Origin of the sequence: Aquimarina spongiae (assembly GCF_900141785.1) — a bacterium.
GTDB lineage: Bacteria > Bacteroidota > Bacteroidia > Flavobacteriales > Flavobacteriaceae > Aquimarina > Aquimarina spongiae.
Window position 1 is genome coordinate 646214 of record NZ_FQYP01000001.1, and the last position, 17895, is coordinate 664108.

Consider the following 17895-nt stretch of genomic DNA (forward strand, 5'->3'; position numbering starts at 1 on the left):
CATGCAAATACTAATCATTGAAGATGAACCTAGAGCGGCAAGGCAATTGCAGTCATTATTGCAAGCATGCAATTTTCAATATCAGTTGCTAGAGGTTATTGATAGTGTAGAAGAAGCTGTGTTGTGGTTTCAAAAACAAATCATCCCAGATTTAGTATTTATGGATATACAATTGGCAGATGGCTTGAGTTTTGAAATATTTCAACAGGTAAGGGTAGAAGCACCGATTATTTTTACCACCGCTTTTGATCAGTATGCGATTCAAGCTTTTAAGGTTAACAGTATCGATTATTTACTTAAACCAATTCAGAAAAATGACCTCACTCAGGCATTAGATAAGTTCACGAGTTCAAATACTTCAAACACTATCGATCCATCTATAGTACACCAATTGTTGCAAAATATGCAACAAGGTAGTGGTAGGGAAGGAATATTGGTTAAAGACGGTAAAAGTTTTGTACAACTCAAAATAAAAGATGTATTGTTTTTTTATTCTGAAAACAGCATCACCTTTGGAGTAACTGCTACGAAACAATACATTGTAGACGAAACCATTGACCAATTGTATGAAACCTTGGATCCAGAAATGTTTTTTAAGATTAATCGAGGGCAATTAGTGGTCAAAAATGCTATAGAGCGGATAGATCCTTATTTTAATCATCGTGTAAAACTTACCGTTACCAAAGCTGAGGAACAGGAGTTTGTGGTAAGCAGACAACGTACTCAGCATTTTAAGGACTGGATGAATCGATAAAATCACTTTAATAAAAGTTTAACGAAATTCACTTTGAAACGATCGGTCTATTATTATACATTTGCAAAGTAAACGAACGGTCTAATCATGGCAAAACACGATATCAATAATATTTTAGAGAAGGGGATAGAGCTATTTCGCCTCAATGGGTATCACAATACGGGAATACGAGATATTCTTAAAGCATGTGATATGCCAAAGGGTTCGTTCTATCATTCTTTTGAAAGTAAAGAGGATTTTGTGGTAAAGGCCATTTTGCATTTTGAAGAGATCATAGGTAAAGACTTTGAAAAAAACTTATCAGACGAATCCTTATCCTATTATGATCGAATCAGAAATCACTTCAATATTCATATTGACTGGTATACAGAAAAGGACTTTAAAGTAGGTTGTTTATTAGGAAATTTAAGTACAGAAGTAGCCGGAACCATAGATCCAGTTTCCGATACAATATCTGCGGTGTATGAGAGATGGAGCAGGGGATTAGCAGGTTTTATTGCAAAAGGACAGGAGGAAGGAGAGATTATTAAACATATAGAAGCTTTGGATTTGGCCAATTATCTTTTCGATAGCTTTAACGGTGCTTTAGGTAGAATGAAGGTAGAACGAAGTAGGGAACCGCTAAATCACTTTTTGAATATTAATATGACATTAATAAAGAATAAGGATAAAATTACGGCAAATTAGGTTTGCTATTTTTTTTATCTCAAAAATAAACGAACGGTCTATTATTTTTTGATCTTCGAAATTAAATAACATAAATAAAAACGTATACAAATGACAACAATTGAAAATTTAAACTACGATGTAAAGACTATTGAAAACGCACCTGAAACTTCTAAAGAGGTGCTAGAGCAAGCAAAGAAAGCCTACGGTTTTGTTCCCAACTTATTAGGAACCATGGCTAATCATCCGGCTTTGTTAAAAAACTATTGGGAGGGAAGCGCCAATCTTGGAGCAAACAGTACTCTTAGTGCCAAAGAACAACAAGTAGCATATTTGGCGGCCAGTTATGAGAACAACTGTCACTATTGTATGGCAGCCCATACTTCTATTGGTCAGATGCATAAGATTGATCAATCCATTTTGGATGCCTTGCGTACTGGAACTCCAATTCCAGATGCACGGCTAGAAGCTCTTAGTCAATATGTAAAAGCTACTACGATCAGTAGAGGTCGTGTTTCTCAAGAAGATATCAATGCGTTTCTTGAAGCTGGCTTTACGCAAGAAAATGTATTAGAAGTAATTACCATTGTGAGCTTAAAAGTAATGACCAATTACATCAATTACGTAGCACAAACCAAGGTAGATTCAGCATTTGAACCAAATGCCTGGGAAAAATTAATGGTATAGTAACAACAAAGGGTGTAAGAATAACTTGTGGGATGTCTAATTTCATACAAGTTATTCTTACCCTCATAATATCCAAAAAAAATGGCATTAGTACAATCAAATATGATGGAGTTGGGCACAAAAGCCCCATCATTTACATTACCAGACACCGTATCAGGGAAAACAATTTCCTTGTCAGACATAAAATCAGATATCGCTACAGTGGTAGTATTTATATGCAATCATTGTCCCTTTGTACATCATATCAATGACAAATTGGTAGAAATAGCTAACGAATTTCAAGCCAAAGGAGTGCAGTTTATAGCAATTAGCAGTAATGATGTACAATATTATCCACAAGACGGCCCAGAAATTATGAAACAGGTGGCAGTAAAAGAGGGGTATTCATTTCCTTATTTATATGATGAAACGCAAGATGTAGCAAAAGCGTATCAGGCAGAATGCACACCCGATTTCTTCGTGTTTGATGGAGATTTATACCTTGCATATAGAGGGCGATTTGACGAAACCCGCCCAGGAATGGGAAAAGCCACAGGTAACGAATTAGCGAGTGCACTAACCTCACTAGTAAACCATACCGAAATCGTATTGGACCAGAAACCCAGTATGGGATGTAGCATTAAATGGAAATAAAATAACGGATAACAATCATAATCAAAACTATTAAAACGATGAAAAGAATAATTGTAACACTAGTATTTGTAGTAGCTTCAACATTAGCTACTGCACAAAGCGCAAAAGAAATTATTGCGCAATCTGTAGAGGCTATTGGCGGAGCCCAAAACTTCTACAACAAAGGAACTGTATCCTACGACTACGAATATCGTGCTCCAAAAGGAGAAAATGCAATTACCTTGGTAGGAAAAGAAACGTATATGTTTGATGGCGAACGTTCTTACGCCACCTATACAACACACAGTCTTACAGGAGCAAACGGTAAAGTAGTAGAAGGATATAATGGAACAGACGCATGGGTAACTTTTGATGGAAAAGTATCTGATGATCAACAAGCTAATGGTGTAGCCCGATTTTTAAGAAAAACGAATTACTATTGGTTCGCCATGTTCTTTAAATTGGCGGATAATGGAGTAAATCATGAGTTATTAAGTGATCAAAAGGTAAACGGTAAAGACTACAAGCGAATTAAAATTACTTTTGGTGATCAGGTGGGAGATGCTCAAGACACCTACATCATATATGTAAATAAAGAAACAAAGTTAATTGATCAGTTCTTATTTACTGTGGTTGGGTTTGGTATCTCAGATCCGTATTTGATGACTTTTGATTACGAAACCATCGATGGAATCAAAATACCGACAAAAAGAAAATATATTGAAGCAGATTGGGATGGTAACGTAAAAGGAAAAGCGCACTATATTACAAATTGGACCAATATTCAATTTGGTGTTGATGTGGAGAAATCCCTTTTTGAAAAACCCTAATTTTTTAAAACCAACTAAAGACAAAACCAAAAAAAAATCAAAAGTCTAAACAAGGCTTTTGATTTTTTTATTTGTAGTCATTTCAAAGATAACGACTGCTATTTCAAGTAATCTATTGGATCCAGGTATTTTCCTTCATGTCGTACTTCATAATGCAAATGGGGGCCAGTGGATTTTCCGGTATTTCCTAAATACCCAATCACATCACCTTTTTTAACGGTTTGTTTTTCTTCGGTATTAAAGCCGTCAAGATGTGCATACCAGGTTTCATACCCATTTGCGTGTTGGATGACAATTAAATTTCCCCAATTACCCTCTAATGATGCTTTGGCGACCACTCCATCTGCAGTAGCCAAAACAGGTGTTCCAATACTACCTCTTATGTCTATCCCTCTATGAATGATGCCTTCACCAATTTTGAGATTATTTCGTTTATGACCATAGTGGGAGGTAATGTCCTTTTCAGTCCCATTTTGTACTGGAAATAGGGAAGGAGGAGTGTTATCATTTAATTCTACAGCTATTGTTTTGGTAATAGGCACTTCGTTTACAATAGGTTTCGAAAATGCGGAAACTAAAAATACACATACCAGTACTAAGAAAACATATTTTAGTTTAGTAAAAGGGCTTGATTTGGTTTTTGTAATCATATCTATTCGTTGTTTTAAGATTGGATGTTTGAAATAATTATAAGTGTGATTTGGATTCGAAATGTCAATTGTACGCAACAATAGCTCCAGATACTCAGATGGTTTCCCTTGTTGATGAATTACCTTTTCGTCGGCCTGATATTCATGAATGGCTTTTAAAGACTTTCTAAACAAATAGGATAAAGGATTAAACCAAAATATCGCAATAAACAATTCAAGAAAGATCAAGTCAACAGAATGTCTAAAATGGATATGAGCTTTTTCATGAGCAATAATCAAGGGGTCACAACTATTTTTGGGTAGGTAAATTGTATTAAAAAAAGAAAATACCTGGGATACATTTCCCACTACTAGTTCATATCCAGTTTTTTGCTGCTTCATGGATGTCCTTTTTAGTACCACTAACTTTCGTATACTTATATATACTCTTAGCAAACACGCTAGAAGTCCTAAACCGTATAAGAAACCTACGATCAACATATAATTGACGGATTGTGTTGTTGGAGAAGGTTCGATAACGGTAACATCCTGAGGCATGTAGTGATGTACCTCTTCAAAGACAGGAATTTCAATTAATGAATTTGTAAAAGAAGGAACTGCATCGTTGATCAACGGTAACAGAAAGGAGATAGGAATCATCCCTAATAGTATAGCCCGATTCAATGCATAAAAAGTCAGTTTTCTTAAGGTAAGAAGATAGCATATGTACAGTACAGAAAAGACTGCGGTTACTTGTAATATATATAAAATCAAACTATTCATTCTTATCCTTTAGTTGTTCTATTTTTTCCTCTATCATTTTTTTCATCTTTTCTAATTCAGTAAGGTTAAGATCCTCATCCGAAGCAAAAAAAGAGGTAAACTTACTAGCAGATCCACTAAAAAAATTACCAACCAATCCTTTCATATGCTTTCTGAAATACACCTCCTTGGAAATAGCGGGGTAGTACTGTCTTATCTTACCATAAGTGTCAAATTTTAGGAATCCTTTTTTTACTAAAACTCTTACTACAGTGGATATAGTCGTATATGCGGGTTTTGGTTCAGGAAACTGATCTACAATATCTTTTAGGAATACTTTTTCAAGTTTCCATACGTATTTCATCACCTGTTCTTCGGCTTTTGTTAATTCATTCATGGGACAAATATAGAATTATTTTTCAATATAACTATATTTATAGTCGTAAAACTATAATTATAGTAATTAAACTATTTTTATAGTAACGATTATATCTTCAAATAGAGTATGCCAAAAGAGTAGAGGTATATAAAAAATGATTACTACTATAAGATATTTCTGGGTGTGAACATATCCCGATAGTATCGTTTTTTGATACTGTTGGCACATAAAATCCCGGATTGTACGGTTCCTTCCATGTATCCAACATTTAATCCGAAGTCTGTCCAATCTCCAGCAAAGAAGAGATTATCATATTCGGTTTCATCAGTCTTGATTCGATATTTATTAGTACCTGGACGCCCTAATACATATTGTTTATCGGGATCAACATTAACCTGAAAAAACTGATCTTCAAACTTTTGTTGTGGTGTTTTGGCATCAGAACAAAGCAGATCAAAATTAAAAGAACCCTCTTGTACAGCATTAGGCCAGAACCATTCCATATGTTTGTCCATCCATTCATTAGCATGGGTTTTTAATTCTTCCAGAGTTTCTGTTTTTGATGATTTTGAAAAGTTTTCTGGCCATACACCACACCAATATGAAATTTGTTTAGGTGCGTGATCTTTCCAATTTTCCATCTTGTCGAGATAGGACATCGATGTCCAACTATATAAATAATCTTCGTAGATCACGGTATTCGCATATTGTCCTTTTTCCATTCCCCATTGTCCGTGATCAAACCCTAATTCTGTATCGTTTTGATTCAACCAAAACTGAACATTAAGCGTAGGAGTAGTGGCAATGTTTGTAACCATTTTATTCCATCGCTCTTTTTTGGCAACAATATCTTTTGCTATGTACTTGATGGGTTGTATAGAAGTCGCCAAGATAGCAATATCAAAATCTACACCTAGGGATAAGGTTTTGGTCACTACGGGTTTCCAGTTATGGGTGCTGGATTCTAAATTGATATGCTGTTTCTTTATTTGTTCCGCTTGTATAGGATCGATCTGTTCAAAATCTGGAGTAGCTGTCCATTGGTGTACTCCTTTTTGAATCACAAAAGGATTGTATTGACCAATGCCCTCCTTTAAATCTACCTGTACATCGATTTTTATTTTTTGAATGTTTTCGTTTTCAGAATAAGCAATATCTCTTACCTGATGGAAATATTCAAATCGCACTCCCCGGTGTTGTAATACTAGTGCCAATGGAGCCAAAAATGTACCACCAGTTCCAGCGGCAAGATACCACACAAAACATCCTTTGTAGCTTTGAATTCTAGTAATCATTTTAATACCGATATCGGCACCTATTTTCCCTTGATCTACCGTTCCATTACCGCCATAAACATTACCAAAGGTTCCATAATAAATAAAACGTACCATAGAGAACTCCAGCAAATCTTTTGATGCTCCGTGTCTTGTCAACCATTCTCTAAAATCATATTCATTGATTGCATCCCAGGTATACAATTTTGTTTTGGGATCATATACATCACCATATATTCCTTCAATACAAACCATACTCAATTCTATCATCATCAAAACCCGTCGTAAACGCTTTCTTTTACCTTCACAACGTTTTGATGCTCGTTGCACATATTTCTTTATTGAACGAAACATGCCCACTAATAAACTAACAGATACCGAGGAAGGTTTTCGTTTCTTGTAACTTACCATTTTGGTGATGATACCTTCCAGAATTTGAATGACTTTCCCAAAAAAACGATGCATGAACCGATTACTCTTTTTATTGTCATCTGTAGTATCTTCTTTTGATATGGAAGTACTAAAGAACAGTTTCTGTAATAGTTGGTACCGTAGTTTTTTCTTTCCATTCTTTTTTTCCTGAAATGGAGAACCCAATAAGGTCTGTAGTAAAATCCCAAGTCCTTCAACCAGTAAGGTTAAGAAATCAGTTTCGGTCGTTGTGCCTGGAGTATACTCATTATTAGGGAAAACCATGGTCCAATTATCCCAGGACTCATTTTGAGGATTATATTCGGTATTGAAGGTATAGGGATTAGGAATAAAAGCATCTTTCCAGGAAGTGTAAGGGCTATCTGGCGCTAAATTGTATTCCTGAATCTCTTCATAAACTTCTTTAACCATCCGAAAAGCATTGTGATACCAACCCTGAAAGATATGGACTCCTACTTCTTCAATACGTCCATGTTTGCCAACACCGGTTGCTGCCTTTCCGCCACATCGCCAACCCATTTGATAAATGGTAATATCATATTTGTCTTTCCAGTTTTCTTCCCGTGTCAATTCGAAAGCAGTGGTTAATCCTGCAATACCTCCTCCTAAAATCCTTATTTTCTTTTTCATAATACGTTGAAATAAAACGTTTATTGACGATTAATTAATGTGATTGATTAGCTGGTAAATTTTTTCTATCTCTTCATGACCAATGGCCTCTGAGGCAAATTGAAAGAGTTCTTTCTCGTTTTTATCCAATACATATTTATGCACCATGTTTTTTAAATAACTCTCAATAAAAAAACCGTTTGCTTTTGCCTGAGTTTCCTGTTCCAAAGGATAGTTTTTGGGATACAATTTTGGTCTACCTGTAATAATTTTGACCGCAGGAAAAATTGGATTTGCTAATAATTTACCCATTTTACCAAAAGCGAACTCCTTACCTTCAACCATTGCCTGTGCAAAGAGTACACGTATCAATACATCTTTGATGAATTTCTTTTCATAAACAGATTCGATTGCTACTTCTTTACTGAATTTTATACAGGCAGCTATTACGCTTCCATTATGGGCTTGATACCAGGTTTGCGGGCTAGGGTGTTGTATGTAATTGAGCCATTTTTTTACAGAATTACAACAAGGAGATCGGTAAGCCTTTGATTCTGTGAGGACACGGGCAAACTCACTATCATAGATAAGTTGCATATTCATATTACGCCACCAGATGCTACCTTGCCTATTAGCATCATCTATCGTATTGAGGACACCTCGTTTGATTTCCCACTCGATAAAATTAATTTCAGATTGACCATATCCATACTTAGCGAGTTTGGAAAATCCATATTTTTCATAAAAAGCTTTTCGTAAGCTCAGTCTCCCTTCGGGACAATTTTCTACTTTTTGACAACGTTCATCTACTTGTTTTTTGAGTAGTGATAAAGAATTCATACGATGATTTATAATTATCATTAAAGATCTATACGTTGTATTCCAATCGACCCTTTTTTCTTGAATTCTTCTTTAAAGTTACACGCTTTACTAATGAATAAGCATGTTTTTTGGATTATTTTTTTACTAATTCGCGTATCCGTAAAAGTAATACGCTGTGATTGAGGATATAGTATTTTTGCACTTGAAATATTTAGAAAATCAAAGAAGTGCAAATTAGCTTATATTAGAGCTGAAAATATAACCACAACTGTACAAAAATATGATCGTTACCAAAGGAATTAGTGTATTTAAATTATTGAAGTGGACAGCACACCACATTATTTGGTTAACCCTATTTATGGGCTCGATTGCTGCCTTATATTATTATGAGATTATTACATTTAGCATTCCCTGGCTACCGGTATCTGTAATAGGTACTGCAGTTGCCTTTTATGTAGGTTTTAAAAACAATCAGGCCTATGATCGTATGTGGGAAGCAAGAAAGATATGGGGAGGTATTGTAAATGATAGTCGTACCTGGGGGATGATGGTTGACGGTTTTATATCCAATTTTTTTACAGATAACCAACTTACAAAAGAAGAGATTCATAAGATCAAACAACGTCTTATATATCGACATATCGGGTGGTTATATGCGCATAGAAGCCAACTATTGGTAGCTACTCCCTGGGAGCATATTAGTCAGGGAGGTTTTACAGCTAGGACAGCTAGAAAATACCAAAAGAAATTTGGGATTGGACTGGTCGATGATGAAGTTACTCGTAGTGAATTGAAGCAATTTTTGCCAGAAGAGGAACACGATCGGTTAGTGGATTACAATAATACAGCCACGCAAATCATCAATGAACAATCCAGAGATTTACAAACATTACGAGAACAAGGGTATATTGAGGATTTCAGACATATGGAAATGGCCAATATTTTGAAAAGCTTTTATACTTTACAGGGTAAAAATGAACGTATCAAAAAGTTTCCTTTACCTCGTCAGTATGCAAATATGAGCTGGTATTTTGTGGCTATTTTTGTGATTCTACTTCCGTTTAGCATGATGCCTGAGTTAGATAAAATAGGAGAGTGGGGAATCGGTTTATCTATTCCGATCACTGTACTTTTGGGATGGGTATATGTAATGATGGAGGTAACCGGAGATTACTCCGAAAATCCTTTTCAAGGGATGGCTAATGACATTCCTATGCTATCCTTATGCCGTACCATCGAAATTGATTTAAGAGAAATGCTGGGCGAGACCGATTTACCCCCTGGTATTGAGGCCAAGAATGGAATTTTGATGTAAAAATATCTCAAAGATTATGTCACTTGAGCAAGGAACGGTACTTTTGAATCATGCAGCACTTCAAAACGATCTCTTCTTATTGTAAGGCGATACAAATTTCGCCGCCAAAGCAATCGTATTTTGATATTAGAAGTTTTGAAGAAAACATGCCTACTGTTATCGCCAAAATAGAGCCTTTTAAACATGAGTTCTATGCTATTGCTATAAAAGTAGAAGGTTCTGGCAAGGCAATATCAGGACATCATATCAATTTTCCTGAAGGAGCAACGGTATTTTTTAATTCTCCATTTCAAATCATCTCCTGGGACATTGTACCGGACTGGAAAGGGTATTATCTCATGTTTTCTAAAGAGTTTATTACCAAATCCAAGCACTTACAGGAACTACTAGCAGATTTTCCTTTTTTAAAAATAGATAAATCAATACCCTTTGAAGTTCAACCCGACGAAGTTTCAAAGTTATTAGCTATTTACGAAGCTATTTACGAAGAGCAACAGCATTTACAACAGGATTCTTCACAAATCATAGAAACACAGGTGCTGGTTCTGCTCAGTTTTGTAAAACGTTTCTTTACGCAACAGGTAACCAAAGAAGATGCTGCCAGGGCATTTAGAAAGGCAGATGTTCATTTGCTATCCAGATTTCAGACCTTAATCGAAACCAGTTTTTACGAAACTAGTTTAGGAACCAAAAAAACGCATTCTACCAGTTTTTATGCAGATTTGTTGGCTATCCACCCCAATCACCTAAATGCTACCGTAAAAAGTATCACGGGTCATACAGCCAAACAACATATCAATCAGCACATCCTACAATTGGCCAAATCACGTTTATTGCAAACACAAATGAGTGTCAAAGAAATTGCCTATTCCCTTTACTTTGATTCTCCTAATAACTTCAGTAGTTTTTTTAAGAAACTGACGGATCAAACTCCAAATACATTCAGAAAAAGTCAAGCTCTTTGATTTTTATACTTCTTGATTTGATTCTATAAATCTTTCCAAGGGAATCTCCAGCACCTTTGTATCATCAAAACAAAATGATATGAAAAAGGTATTAATTATGATATTGACTTGTTATGCTTTTGCTGGTCAATCTCAAGAAAAATCAAGTATAGTTATGAACGATCAACAAAACATTACAACTACCATTACCAAAGTATTTGTACGTACAGATCAGAAAGATTGGAGCGGAGTAGAAGCACAATTTAATAACCAGGTTCTTTTGGATTATTCATCTATGACAGGAGCGGACGCTGTAACGATGTCTCCTAATGAAATCACTACAGGTTGGAAAACAGTTTTACCCGGTTTTACACATATTCATCATCAAATTGGAAACTTTATCATTACAATTAATGATAATACAGCCCATGCCTTTTGTTATGGAACCGCCACTCATTATCTGGAAGATGAAGATGGAAACATCTGGACTGTAGTAGGAAGTTATGATTTTGATTTGGAAAAGATCCAGGATACCTGGAAAATTACCACTATGAAGTTTAATTACAAGTACCAAAACGGGAACACCAAACTTATCCAAAAAGCTATTGAAAATGCAAAGAACAAGTAAATCAATAATCCCTTTGTTACTATTGGCAATACTCTGGTCTTGTAACAATCAGGAAAGTCAAAATGAAGTTAAATCCATTACAAAACATCTAGCTATGACCAAAGAAATTGCAATCCTAAACAAGGCTTCAGTAAAAGCATTCTTTACTGCTTTGGAAAACGAAAATGTAGAAGCATTGGTAGCCCTTTTTGCAGATCAAGGGAAACAAATCAATCCATATCACTCTGGTTTATTCCCAACGGGGGCTAATGGTAAAGAAGAAATTAGAGCGTATTGGACTCCCGTTTTTCCAAATTTTGCAGGTATGACTTTCCCTATCGATGAAATCTATGCGATGGAAAATCCAAAAATGGTATTTGTAAAATACACAGGTAACATCCAATTGAAGAATGATGCAGGTGTATACAGTAATCAATATTATTCAACCTTCAAGTTTAATGATGAAGGTAAAATAGAGGAGTATGTAGAGATTTTTAACCCTATCGTGGCTGCCCGAGGTTTTGGGTTGCTAGATAAAATCAAGTAGTATGATGAAAAAAAGAATAATCCTTTTAACGGTAATCTCGGTGGTGATACTGGGATGTAAACAAGAAACAAAAGTTATACAAAAAGAAGAGACCAAAACAACCATAAAACAAAAAGATATGAAAAAGATACAATTCAAAAGTGAAGGTTTAGCTATAGTTGGGAACTTATTTTACCCACCTAATTATGAAGAAGGAAAACAATACCCAACCATTGTATGTTCAGGAAGTTGGACAACCGTAAAAGAACAAATGGCAGGTTTGTATGCAAAACGTTTTGCTGAGGCTGGTTTTATCACTTTAGCATTCGATTTTAGAAATTATGGAGAGAGCGAAGGAGTGCCAAGATCCTGGGAAAATCCCGAGATGAAGATTCAGGATATTCATAATGCCATTACATATTTGAAAACCTTACCAGAAGTAGATGCCAACAAAATTGGTGCTTTTGGAGTATGTGCCGGCTCTATGTATACCCTTATGGCGGCAGCAGAAGATGAGAACATAAAGGCTGTGGCTACTACAGCGTCCTGGTTACACGATGCCGAAGCCGTAAAACTGTTTTATGGAGGAGAAGAAGGAGTACAGGCTAAAATTCAATTGGCACAAGATGCAAAAAAGAAATATGCAGAAACAGGAGAGTTTACCTATATCAAAGCCATTTCTACAACAGATCCAGGTGCTGCTATGTATGGAGAGTTTGATTACTACCTTAATCCGGAACGCGGAGCAATTCCTGAGTGGAGTGCAGATCAATTTGCAGTAGCTACCTGGGAAGATTGGTTAACTTTGGATCCATTTCCTTCAGCAGCAAAACTAGATAAACCGCTATTTATGGTGCATAGTGATGGTTGTGTATTGCCCGATTATACCAAAAAGTATTTTGAAGCTGTGCCTTCTAAAAACAAGGAGTTAGTATGGGTAGATACAGATTTAGCGTCCCCAATGCATCAGTTTGCGTTTTATGATCAAGAAAAAGAGGTACATCTCGCTGTAAATAAAACCAGTGATTTTTTTCATAAGAATCTCTAGAATAACTAGGGTACTTGTATATAAAAGCGGAAACATATGGATATGTTTCCGCTTTTTCTTTTAATAAAGATGAATTGACAATAACTGCTTTTGTTTTGATCTAATAATTATCAAGAAAATATCCGTTTACAGAATAATGTGATAGGTTGACAGAACAAAATTAGTTTTCGTAATGCAAAAGCTCATATTTGAGTCGTACTGCCTTTTATATAGAAGGCTAAAAACTTAAATTAATGCGATTCATTCTGCTTTTATTGTTTCTTATTCCTTTTTCTAACTATACTTTCTGTCAAAAAAGAGTAACTACTTATACTGGAACAATAACAGATGCTACAACAGCAGAATTTATACCATTTGCGACCATTGCTTTATACAATGATACGTTATTAGTAGATGGTACATCCTCTGATAATCAAGGAAAATTCCGAGTAACAACAACTAAAGAATGGACACATTTGGAAGTTAGTTTTATAGGCTATGAAACGATCAAAGTCGAGTTAAGCACAATTGAATTATCCAATGAAATACAGGTCATCCTACATCCTGTGTATAACACTCTAGATGAAGTTATCATTCAATCTGAAAAGACAACAACAGAACTAAAAATAGATCGAAAGATCATCAACCTCGGAGCAGATCTACAGCAATCAGGAAATTCTGCATTAGAGGCTTTTGATCAAATACCAGAAATAGAAACAGATCTAGGCACGGGTGTCATTTCATTACGGGGGGCTGGTAATGTTCGTATATTGGTGAATGGGAAACCATCTCCTCTGAATGCTTCTGAACTCCTGGAGCAAATACCAGCTTCTAGTATTGACAAAATAGAAATCATTACATCCCCTTCTGCGCAGCATCAAGCCAATGGACTATCTGGGATTATCAATATTAGTTTAAAAAAAAATATAAACTTCGGATTTAACCTCAACCTAAATTCTTCGGTAGGTACCAAACGTTATCGATATGGCATTGACGGCAACTACAATTTCTCCAGAATGAATATTAGGCTGAGTGCTTCTGATGGTAGGAGAAACATGGATAGTGAACAATGGGTTTTTCAGCGGTATACCAATGGGAACACTAGAGATCTTTATGCTCCTCACGATTTTAACGGGAAAGTCTCAAGAATTTCCTCAGGAATAGATTTCTTTTTAAGCGAAAATATGGTATTATCATTTCAGGTCGATCACACAAATGATTTTCATAGTTTCTATAACGATACATTTTATACAAATATCACTAATTCGCCAGATTTTGTATATACCAGAAACTCTTCACACACACATAAGACTACCGATTATAACTTGAATTATAGAGCAAGTTTTGATAATGAAAGTCACTTCTTGGAAATAGACTACAATGTAACCAACAATAAAAATATTCTACCTGCTGTAGACATTCAAGAAAATGTGTTTTTATCTAGAGAAAAACAAACAAACATAAATAGGTTACATGCATTTGCCTTTGATTACGAATTACCCTTAAACTCATTTTCTATAGCTTCAGGATTTTCCTGGAATTATAGAGAATTAGATAGCTCAAGAGAGCTGGAACTTACAGAGGCCAGTGCTACCAATGATAGTTTTGACTATAACGAGTATGAACTAGGAGGATATATACAAACAAAATTCAGTACCCCAAAATGGAACTGGCAAGCCGGACTTCGTTATGAATGCTTTAGTTCTAAGAGTAATAATACCGATACCAATCAAGAAATCAATTTAAATTTTTCGAATGTATTTCCATCTGTTCATTTATCCTATAACCTAAATGATCAAAATACATTTGCAGCAGGGTATAGTAAACGAATTTCCCGGCCTAACTTCAGAAATATAAACCCTTTTCAGATCGGAAATCAATACTTTCAATGGAATGCAAATCCAAACTTAACTCCCGAATTCTCTGATAATTTGGAAATAAACTATCAATTTAACAGAAATACCATAAAAGCTTTTTTATCAGCTTTTTACAGATATCGAAAAGATGTTATTCAATGGATTGATCGCATCGATGCAAATGGTGTAAGAATTGTTAGTTTCGAAAATTTGGGAAGTCGAAACTCTTACGGGATCGAAAGCACATTTCAATATGACATTGCGAACTTCTGGAATACCCAACTCTCAATAAATTACTATTACACCAAAGCAAATCAACCAAATGTAACCTGGGATGATTTATATAGTTCTAATCTAATGTTTAAAAACACTTTTAAACTTTCCAAAACGATTAGTACAGATTTCACCTATCGATACAATCCAAAAAACCAAAGCATTTTCAATTTTACCGAACCCAGAAATCGTTTGGATGCAGCTATACGAGCAAAATTTTTGGAAAATAGACTTATCGCTAACCTTAGAATTGTAGATGTTTTTGATCAAAACTTACGATTTAGAACACTAGTATTACCCAATATAGTGCAAAGAGAAACCTGGCGGTTTCAATCCCAAACTTTTGGCTGGTTATTTGGCCTTACCTACAAACTCTTTCAGAACACAGAAAAAACAAGAAACAGAAAAAAAAGAAATTACTCGCATGACGGATCCGTCGATTAATCAAAAAACAAAAAAACAGTTATGAAATCACCTTTTTTACTTAGAATTATAGGTTTGAGTCTACTGATTGGACTAAATAGTTGTAACAATAACAAACTCATACAAAGAGCAATAACACCACAGGAGCTAAGCACCTGGAAAACCCTTGATAAGGGCAAGACCACAGTAATCGGAGACGAATTAATTATGGAAGAAATAGAAGGATCTGATGGCTTTTTCTTGATTAGCCCAGAAAGCTATATAGGAGATTTACAATTAAATTATAAGATAAAAGCCCTATCGGATTCTTCTGTTCTTATTGTTCTTTTTTCTGCTTCAGACAATGGTGCTTCAGAAAAACTAACCTTACCGCCGCCAGAGACAAAAGGAAGTGAATTCTGGACCTGGAGAACACACCTAGAGCATTACAATCTTACTTTCAACAATCGATCACATGGAAATAAACCTTTCTTCTTCAAGAACGAATCTCCAAACAAAAGAGGCTTTTATCAAAATACAAAAGAAAACATTGTAGAAGTAGGGAAATGGTATACCATAGAAATAGGTAAGGTTGGAAATAGATTGTGGTTTAAATTGGATGGTAATATCATTTTTGAACAAGAAGACTGCAAACCATTTCCTAATGGACATTTAATGTTTCGTATTAGTGGAACTACAGGAGAGCAAGTAATTTTTGCGAAGGCGGCGATAAAGGATTTAGTAATTTCACATGAATAAAATTGTACCTTGTCATCAGTGAGAACAACTAAAAACACATATCAACAATTTATAACTATAGAGCCCTTGTTGCACGTTTTTATCTGGAGTATGGTCTTTTTATATCCATATATAAAATATGCTGGAAGAGAAGGAGGTTATATGATGTCTTTTCTTCATGAGATAAATGCATTGGTTTTTAAAATGACTATCTCATATTTGCTGTATTTCTGGTATTTCCCGATTAAAAACAAACTAAAAAACGCACCCATTTTGTTGTTCTTTTTAGTATCGAATATCATGTTGTATGAATTCTTTGATAATTTTTTTCATCCACAGCACACTGATTTTTGGGTTCATTTTTTCACTAATTTGCTTACTTATATCAGTTTTGGTGTTGTTTTTTATGCCATATATTCGGTAAAAAATAATTATAAAAAACAAGTGACTTTTGAGGTATTATCCAAAGAGAAGCAACAAGCAGAACTCATGGCTCTAAAAGCGCAAATAAATCCTCATTTTCTATTCAATACACTAAACACTATATATGCCAATGCATTACGAAAGGATGATAATACTCCTGAATTACTTTTGAAACTGTCAGATAGTTTTCGTTATGTGCTGCATAAAAGTCAACATGATCTAGTAACTTTACGAGAAGAAATACAGCATATTCGAGATTATATCCATTTACAAGAAGAACGTTTATCTAACAAAGTTGTCGTTCAATTTTCTTCAGACCTGGATCAGGAAGAGATAGAAATAGCACCTCTGTTGCTAATTGGTTTTATTGAAAATGCTTTTAAATATGCTAGTGTATTAAAAGGGAGTAATCATATTATCAAAATTCACATTGAACTAAACACAAATAATTTGTTGTTTACCTGCGAAAATCCGTATGCAAAAATTGCAAACAACATTGATGAAACCTGGAAAAAAAGTGGAGTAGGGATCGAAAGCACGCAAAAACGATTGCAATTATTATATCCCGAAAAGCACGAATTGCAAATTCAAACTGAAAACAACCAATACAAGGTGCTATTGAAAATTGAATTATGATACAATGTTTACTGATAGAAGATGAATTATCTGCTCAAGAGGTATTACAAGGCTATATTGACAAAACTCCTTTTATAGATTGTTTGGGAGTTTATGAGAGTGGTCTCGATATTCCTGCAGAACTATTGTATAAGACAGACATTTTATTTTTGGATATTCAACTACCTGAACTCAATGGACTTTCATTTTTACGGACTCTACAAAATCCGCCTAAAGTAATAGTAACTACCGCTTTCCCTAACTATGCCGTAGAAGCTTTTGAAGAGGCTGTATTAGATTATTTGGTTAAACCTTTTTCGTATGAACGTTTTTTTAAAGCAATAACCCGTTTTAGAGATCAACATTTAACACCAAAAGCACCAGATAATCAATTGTTTTTATATGCTGACAAGACTATTTACAAGGTAAATGTAGATGACATTTTATATATTAAAGCCGAAGTTGATTATGTAAAAATAGTAACTAAAGAACAGCAAATTCTAATTTTAGATAGTTTGCGAAACTGGGCCGAAAAATTAAGGAATTTCAATTTTGTACAAATACACAGATCATATGTGATCAATCTAAATAGATTTACAAAAGTGTATGGAAACATGGTATACTTTGGAGACATTTCGCTTCCCATTGGAAAAACATATAAAGAAAAATTTCTTAATAGAATAGACCCCACTCATCAATAAGCTATATTCGGT

18 protein-coding genes are annotated in these 17895 nt (G+C 34.9%); 14 read left to right on the top strand and 4 right to left on the bottom strand.

Annotated features, from left to right (window positions below; genetic code table 11):
• The first annotated feature begins 1 nt into the window (after position 1).
• From BUE24_RS02940 to BUE24_RS02960, 5 genes are all read left to right on the top strand, one after another.
• Entirely contained in the window at positions 2–754 is a 753-nt protein-coding gene (locus BUE24_RS02940) for a LytR/AlgR family response regulator transcription factor (RefSeq protein ID WP_073313727.1), read from the top strand.
• Between the two features lie 87 nt (positions 755–841).
• Positions 842–1441, top strand: a complete 600-nt coding sequence (locus tag BUE24_RS02945) for a TetR/AcrR family transcriptional regulator (protein WP_073313729.1) — start codon at positions 842–844, stop codon at positions 1439–1441.
• Positions 1442–1531: 90 nt separating this feature from the next.
• A complete protein-coding gene (locus tag BUE24_RS02950; RefSeq protein WP_073313731.1) occupies positions 1532–2107 on the top strand; it encodes a carboxymuconolactone decarboxylase family protein in 576 nt (191 codons plus the stop codon).
• Between the two features lie 81 nt (positions 2108–2188).
• Positions 2189–2740, top strand: a complete 552-nt coding sequence (locus BUE24_RS02955) for a thioredoxin family protein (RefSeq protein WP_073313733.1) — start codon at positions 2189–2191, stop codon at positions 2738–2740.
• A gap of 38 nt (positions 2741–2778) precedes the next feature.
• Complete coding sequence (locus tag BUE24_RS02960; RefSeq protein ID WP_073313735.1) at positions 2779–3549, top strand: DUF6503 family protein; 771 nt, start codon at positions 2779–2781, stop codon at positions 3547–3549.
• 98 nt (positions 3550–3647) lie between these two features.
• Here BUE24_RS02960 and BUE24_RS02965 read toward each other — a convergent pair whose 3' ends face one another.
• The 4 genes from BUE24_RS02965 to BUE24_RS02980 all read right to left on the bottom strand — a co-directional run bounded on the left by BUE24_RS02965 (position 3648) and on the right by BUE24_RS02980 (position 8474).
• Positions 3648–4961, bottom strand: a complete 1314-nt coding sequence (locus tag BUE24_RS02965; RefSeq protein ID WP_073313737.1) for a M23/M56 family metallopeptidase — start codon at positions 4959–4961, stop codon at positions 3648–3650.
• Positions 4954–5337: a BlaI/MecI/CopY family transcriptional regulator gene (locus BUE24_RS02970; protein WP_073313739.1), complete on the bottom strand. Its 384-nt coding sequence runs from the start codon at positions 5335–5337 to the stop codon at positions 4954–4956. The genes BUE24_RS02965 and BUE24_RS02970 overlap by 8 nt, the downstream gene beginning before the upstream one ends.
• Before the next feature lie 146 nt (positions 5338–5483).
• Positions 5484–7655, bottom strand: coding sequence for an NAD(P)-binding protein (locus BUE24_RS02975; RefSeq protein WP_073313740.1), 2172 nt, complete (start codon positions 7653–7655; stop codon positions 5484–5486).
• Positions 7656–7685: 30 nt separating this feature from the next.
• Positions 7686–8474, bottom strand: a complete 789-nt coding sequence (locus BUE24_RS02980) for a hypothetical protein (RefSeq protein ID WP_139241899.1) — start codon at positions 8472–8474, stop codon at positions 7686–7688.
• Between the two features lie 262 nt (positions 8475–8736).
• Between BUE24_RS02980 and BUE24_RS02985 the strand changes: the two genes are divergently transcribed.
• The 9 genes from BUE24_RS02985 (at position 8737) to BUE24_RS03025 (ending at position 17883) form a co-directional block, all read left to right on the top strand.
• A complete protein-coding gene (locus tag BUE24_RS02985) occupies positions 8737–9771 on the top strand; it encodes a bestrophin family protein (protein WP_073313744.1) in 1035 nt (344 codons plus the stop codon).
• A gap of 50 nt (positions 9772–9821) precedes the next feature.
• Positions 9822–10736, top strand: coding sequence for a helix-turn-helix domain-containing protein (locus BUE24_RS02990; RefSeq protein WP_073313746.1), 915 nt, complete (start codon positions 9822–9824; stop codon positions 10734–10736).
• Between the two features lie 79 nt (positions 10737–10815).
• A complete protein-coding gene (locus BUE24_RS02995) occupies positions 10816–11343 on the top strand; it encodes a nuclear transport factor 2 family protein (protein ID WP_084549373.1) in 528 nt (175 codons plus the stop codon).
• On the top strand, positions 11327–11869 hold the full coding sequence (locus BUE24_RS03000) for a nuclear transport factor 2 family protein (RefSeq protein WP_211483302.1): 543 nt from the start codon (positions 11327–11329) through the stop codon (positions 11867–11869). The genes BUE24_RS02995 and BUE24_RS03000 overlap by 17 nt, the downstream gene beginning before the upstream one ends.
• 1 nt (position 11870) lies before the next feature.
• The gene (locus BUE24_RS03005; protein WP_211483303.1) at positions 11871–12896 is read left to right on the top strand and encodes an alpha/beta hydrolase; all 1026 of its coding nucleotides are present in this window, start codon (positions 11871–11873) and stop codon (positions 12894–12896) included.
• 233 nt (positions 12897–13129) lie between these two features.
• On the top strand, positions 13130–15448 hold the full coding sequence (locus tag BUE24_RS03010) for a TonB-dependent receptor (protein WP_073313748.1): 2319 nt from the start codon (positions 13130–13132) through the stop codon (positions 15446–15448).
• A 21-nt stretch (positions 15449–15469) separates the two neighbouring features.
• Positions 15470–16165: a hypothetical protein gene (locus tag BUE24_RS03015; RefSeq protein ID WP_073313750.1), complete on the top strand. Its 696-nt coding sequence runs from the start codon at positions 15470–15472 to the stop codon at positions 16163–16165.
• A gap of 18 nt (positions 16166–16183) precedes the next feature.
• Complete coding sequence (locus BUE24_RS03020; protein ID WP_139241900.1) at positions 16184–17203, top strand: sensor histidine kinase; 1020 nt, start codon at positions 16184–16186, stop codon at positions 17201–17203.
• Positions 17200–17883, top strand: a complete 684-nt coding sequence (locus BUE24_RS03025; RefSeq protein WP_073313754.1) for a LytR/AlgR family response regulator transcription factor — start codon at positions 17200–17202, stop codon at positions 17881–17883. The genes BUE24_RS03020 and BUE24_RS03025 overlap by 4 nt, the downstream gene beginning before the upstream one ends.
• The last annotated feature ends 12 nt before the right edge of the window (positions 17884–17895 follow it).

Bases quoted from the DNA above. Each gene is read 5' to 3' on its own strand.
- BUE24_RS02965 (WP_073313737.1), bottom strand. From the start codon at position 4,961: ATGAATAGTTTGATTTTATATATATTACAAGTAACCGCAGTCTTTTCT.
- BUE24_RS03010 (WP_073313748.1), top strand. From the start codon at position 13,130: ATGCGATTCATTCTGCTTTTATTGTTTCTTATTCCTTTTTCTAACTAT.
- BUE24_RS02990 (WP_073313746.1), top strand. From the start codon at position 9,822: ATGCAGCACTTCAAAACGATCTCTTCTTATTGTAAGGCGATACAAATT.
- BUE24_RS02940 (WP_073313727.1), top strand. From the start codon at position 2: ATGCAAATACTAATCATTGAAGATGAACCTAGAGCGGCAAGGCAATTG.
- BUE24_RS02980 (WP_139241899.1), bottom strand. From the start codon at position 8,474: ATGAATTCTTTATCACTACTCAAAAAACAAGTAGATGAACGTTGTCAA.
- BUE24_RS02985 (WP_073313744.1), top strand. From the start codon at position 8,737: ATGATCGTTACCAAAGGAATTAGTGTATTTAAATTATTGAAGTGGACA.
- BUE24_RS02955 (WP_073313733.1), top strand. From the start codon at position 2,189: ATGGCATTAGTACAATCAAATATGATGGAGTTGGGCACAAAAGCCCCA.
- BUE24_RS02975 (WP_073313740.1), bottom strand. From the start codon at position 7,655: ATGAAAAAGAAAATAAGGATTTTAGGAGGAGGTATTGCAGGATTAACC.
- BUE24_RS02960 (WP_073313735.1), top strand. From the start codon at position 2,779: ATGAAAAGAATAATTGTAACACTAGTATTTGTAGTAGCTTCAACATTA.
- BUE24_RS03015 (WP_073313750.1), top strand. From the start codon at position 15,470: ATGAAATCACCTTTTTTACTTAGAATTATAGGTTTGAGTCTACTGATT.
- BUE24_RS02970 (WP_073313739.1), bottom strand. From the start codon at position 5,337: ATGAATGAATTAACAAAAGCCGAAGAACAGGTGATGAAATACGTATGG.
- BUE24_RS02945 (WP_073313729.1), top strand. From the start codon at position 842: ATGGCAAAACACGATATCAATAATATTTTAGAGAAGGGGATAGAGCTA.
- BUE24_RS02950 (WP_073313731.1), top strand. From the start codon at position 1,532: ATGACAACAATTGAAAATTTAAACTACGATGTAAAGACTATTGAAAAC.
- BUE24_RS02995 (WP_084549373.1), top strand. From the start codon at position 10,816: ATGAAAAAGGTATTAATTATGATATTGACTTGTTATGCTTTTGCTGGT.
- BUE24_RS03025 (WP_073313754.1), top strand. From the start codon at position 17,200: ATGATACAATGTTTACTGATAGAAGATGAATTATCTGCTCAAGAGGTA.
- BUE24_RS03000 (WP_211483302.1), top strand. From the start codon at position 11,327: ATGCAAAGAACAAGTAAATCAATAATCCCTTTGTTACTATTGGCAATA.
- BUE24_RS03005 (WP_211483303.1), top strand. From the start codon at position 11,871: ATGATGAAAAAAAGAATAATCCTTTTAACGGTAATCTCGGTGGTGATA.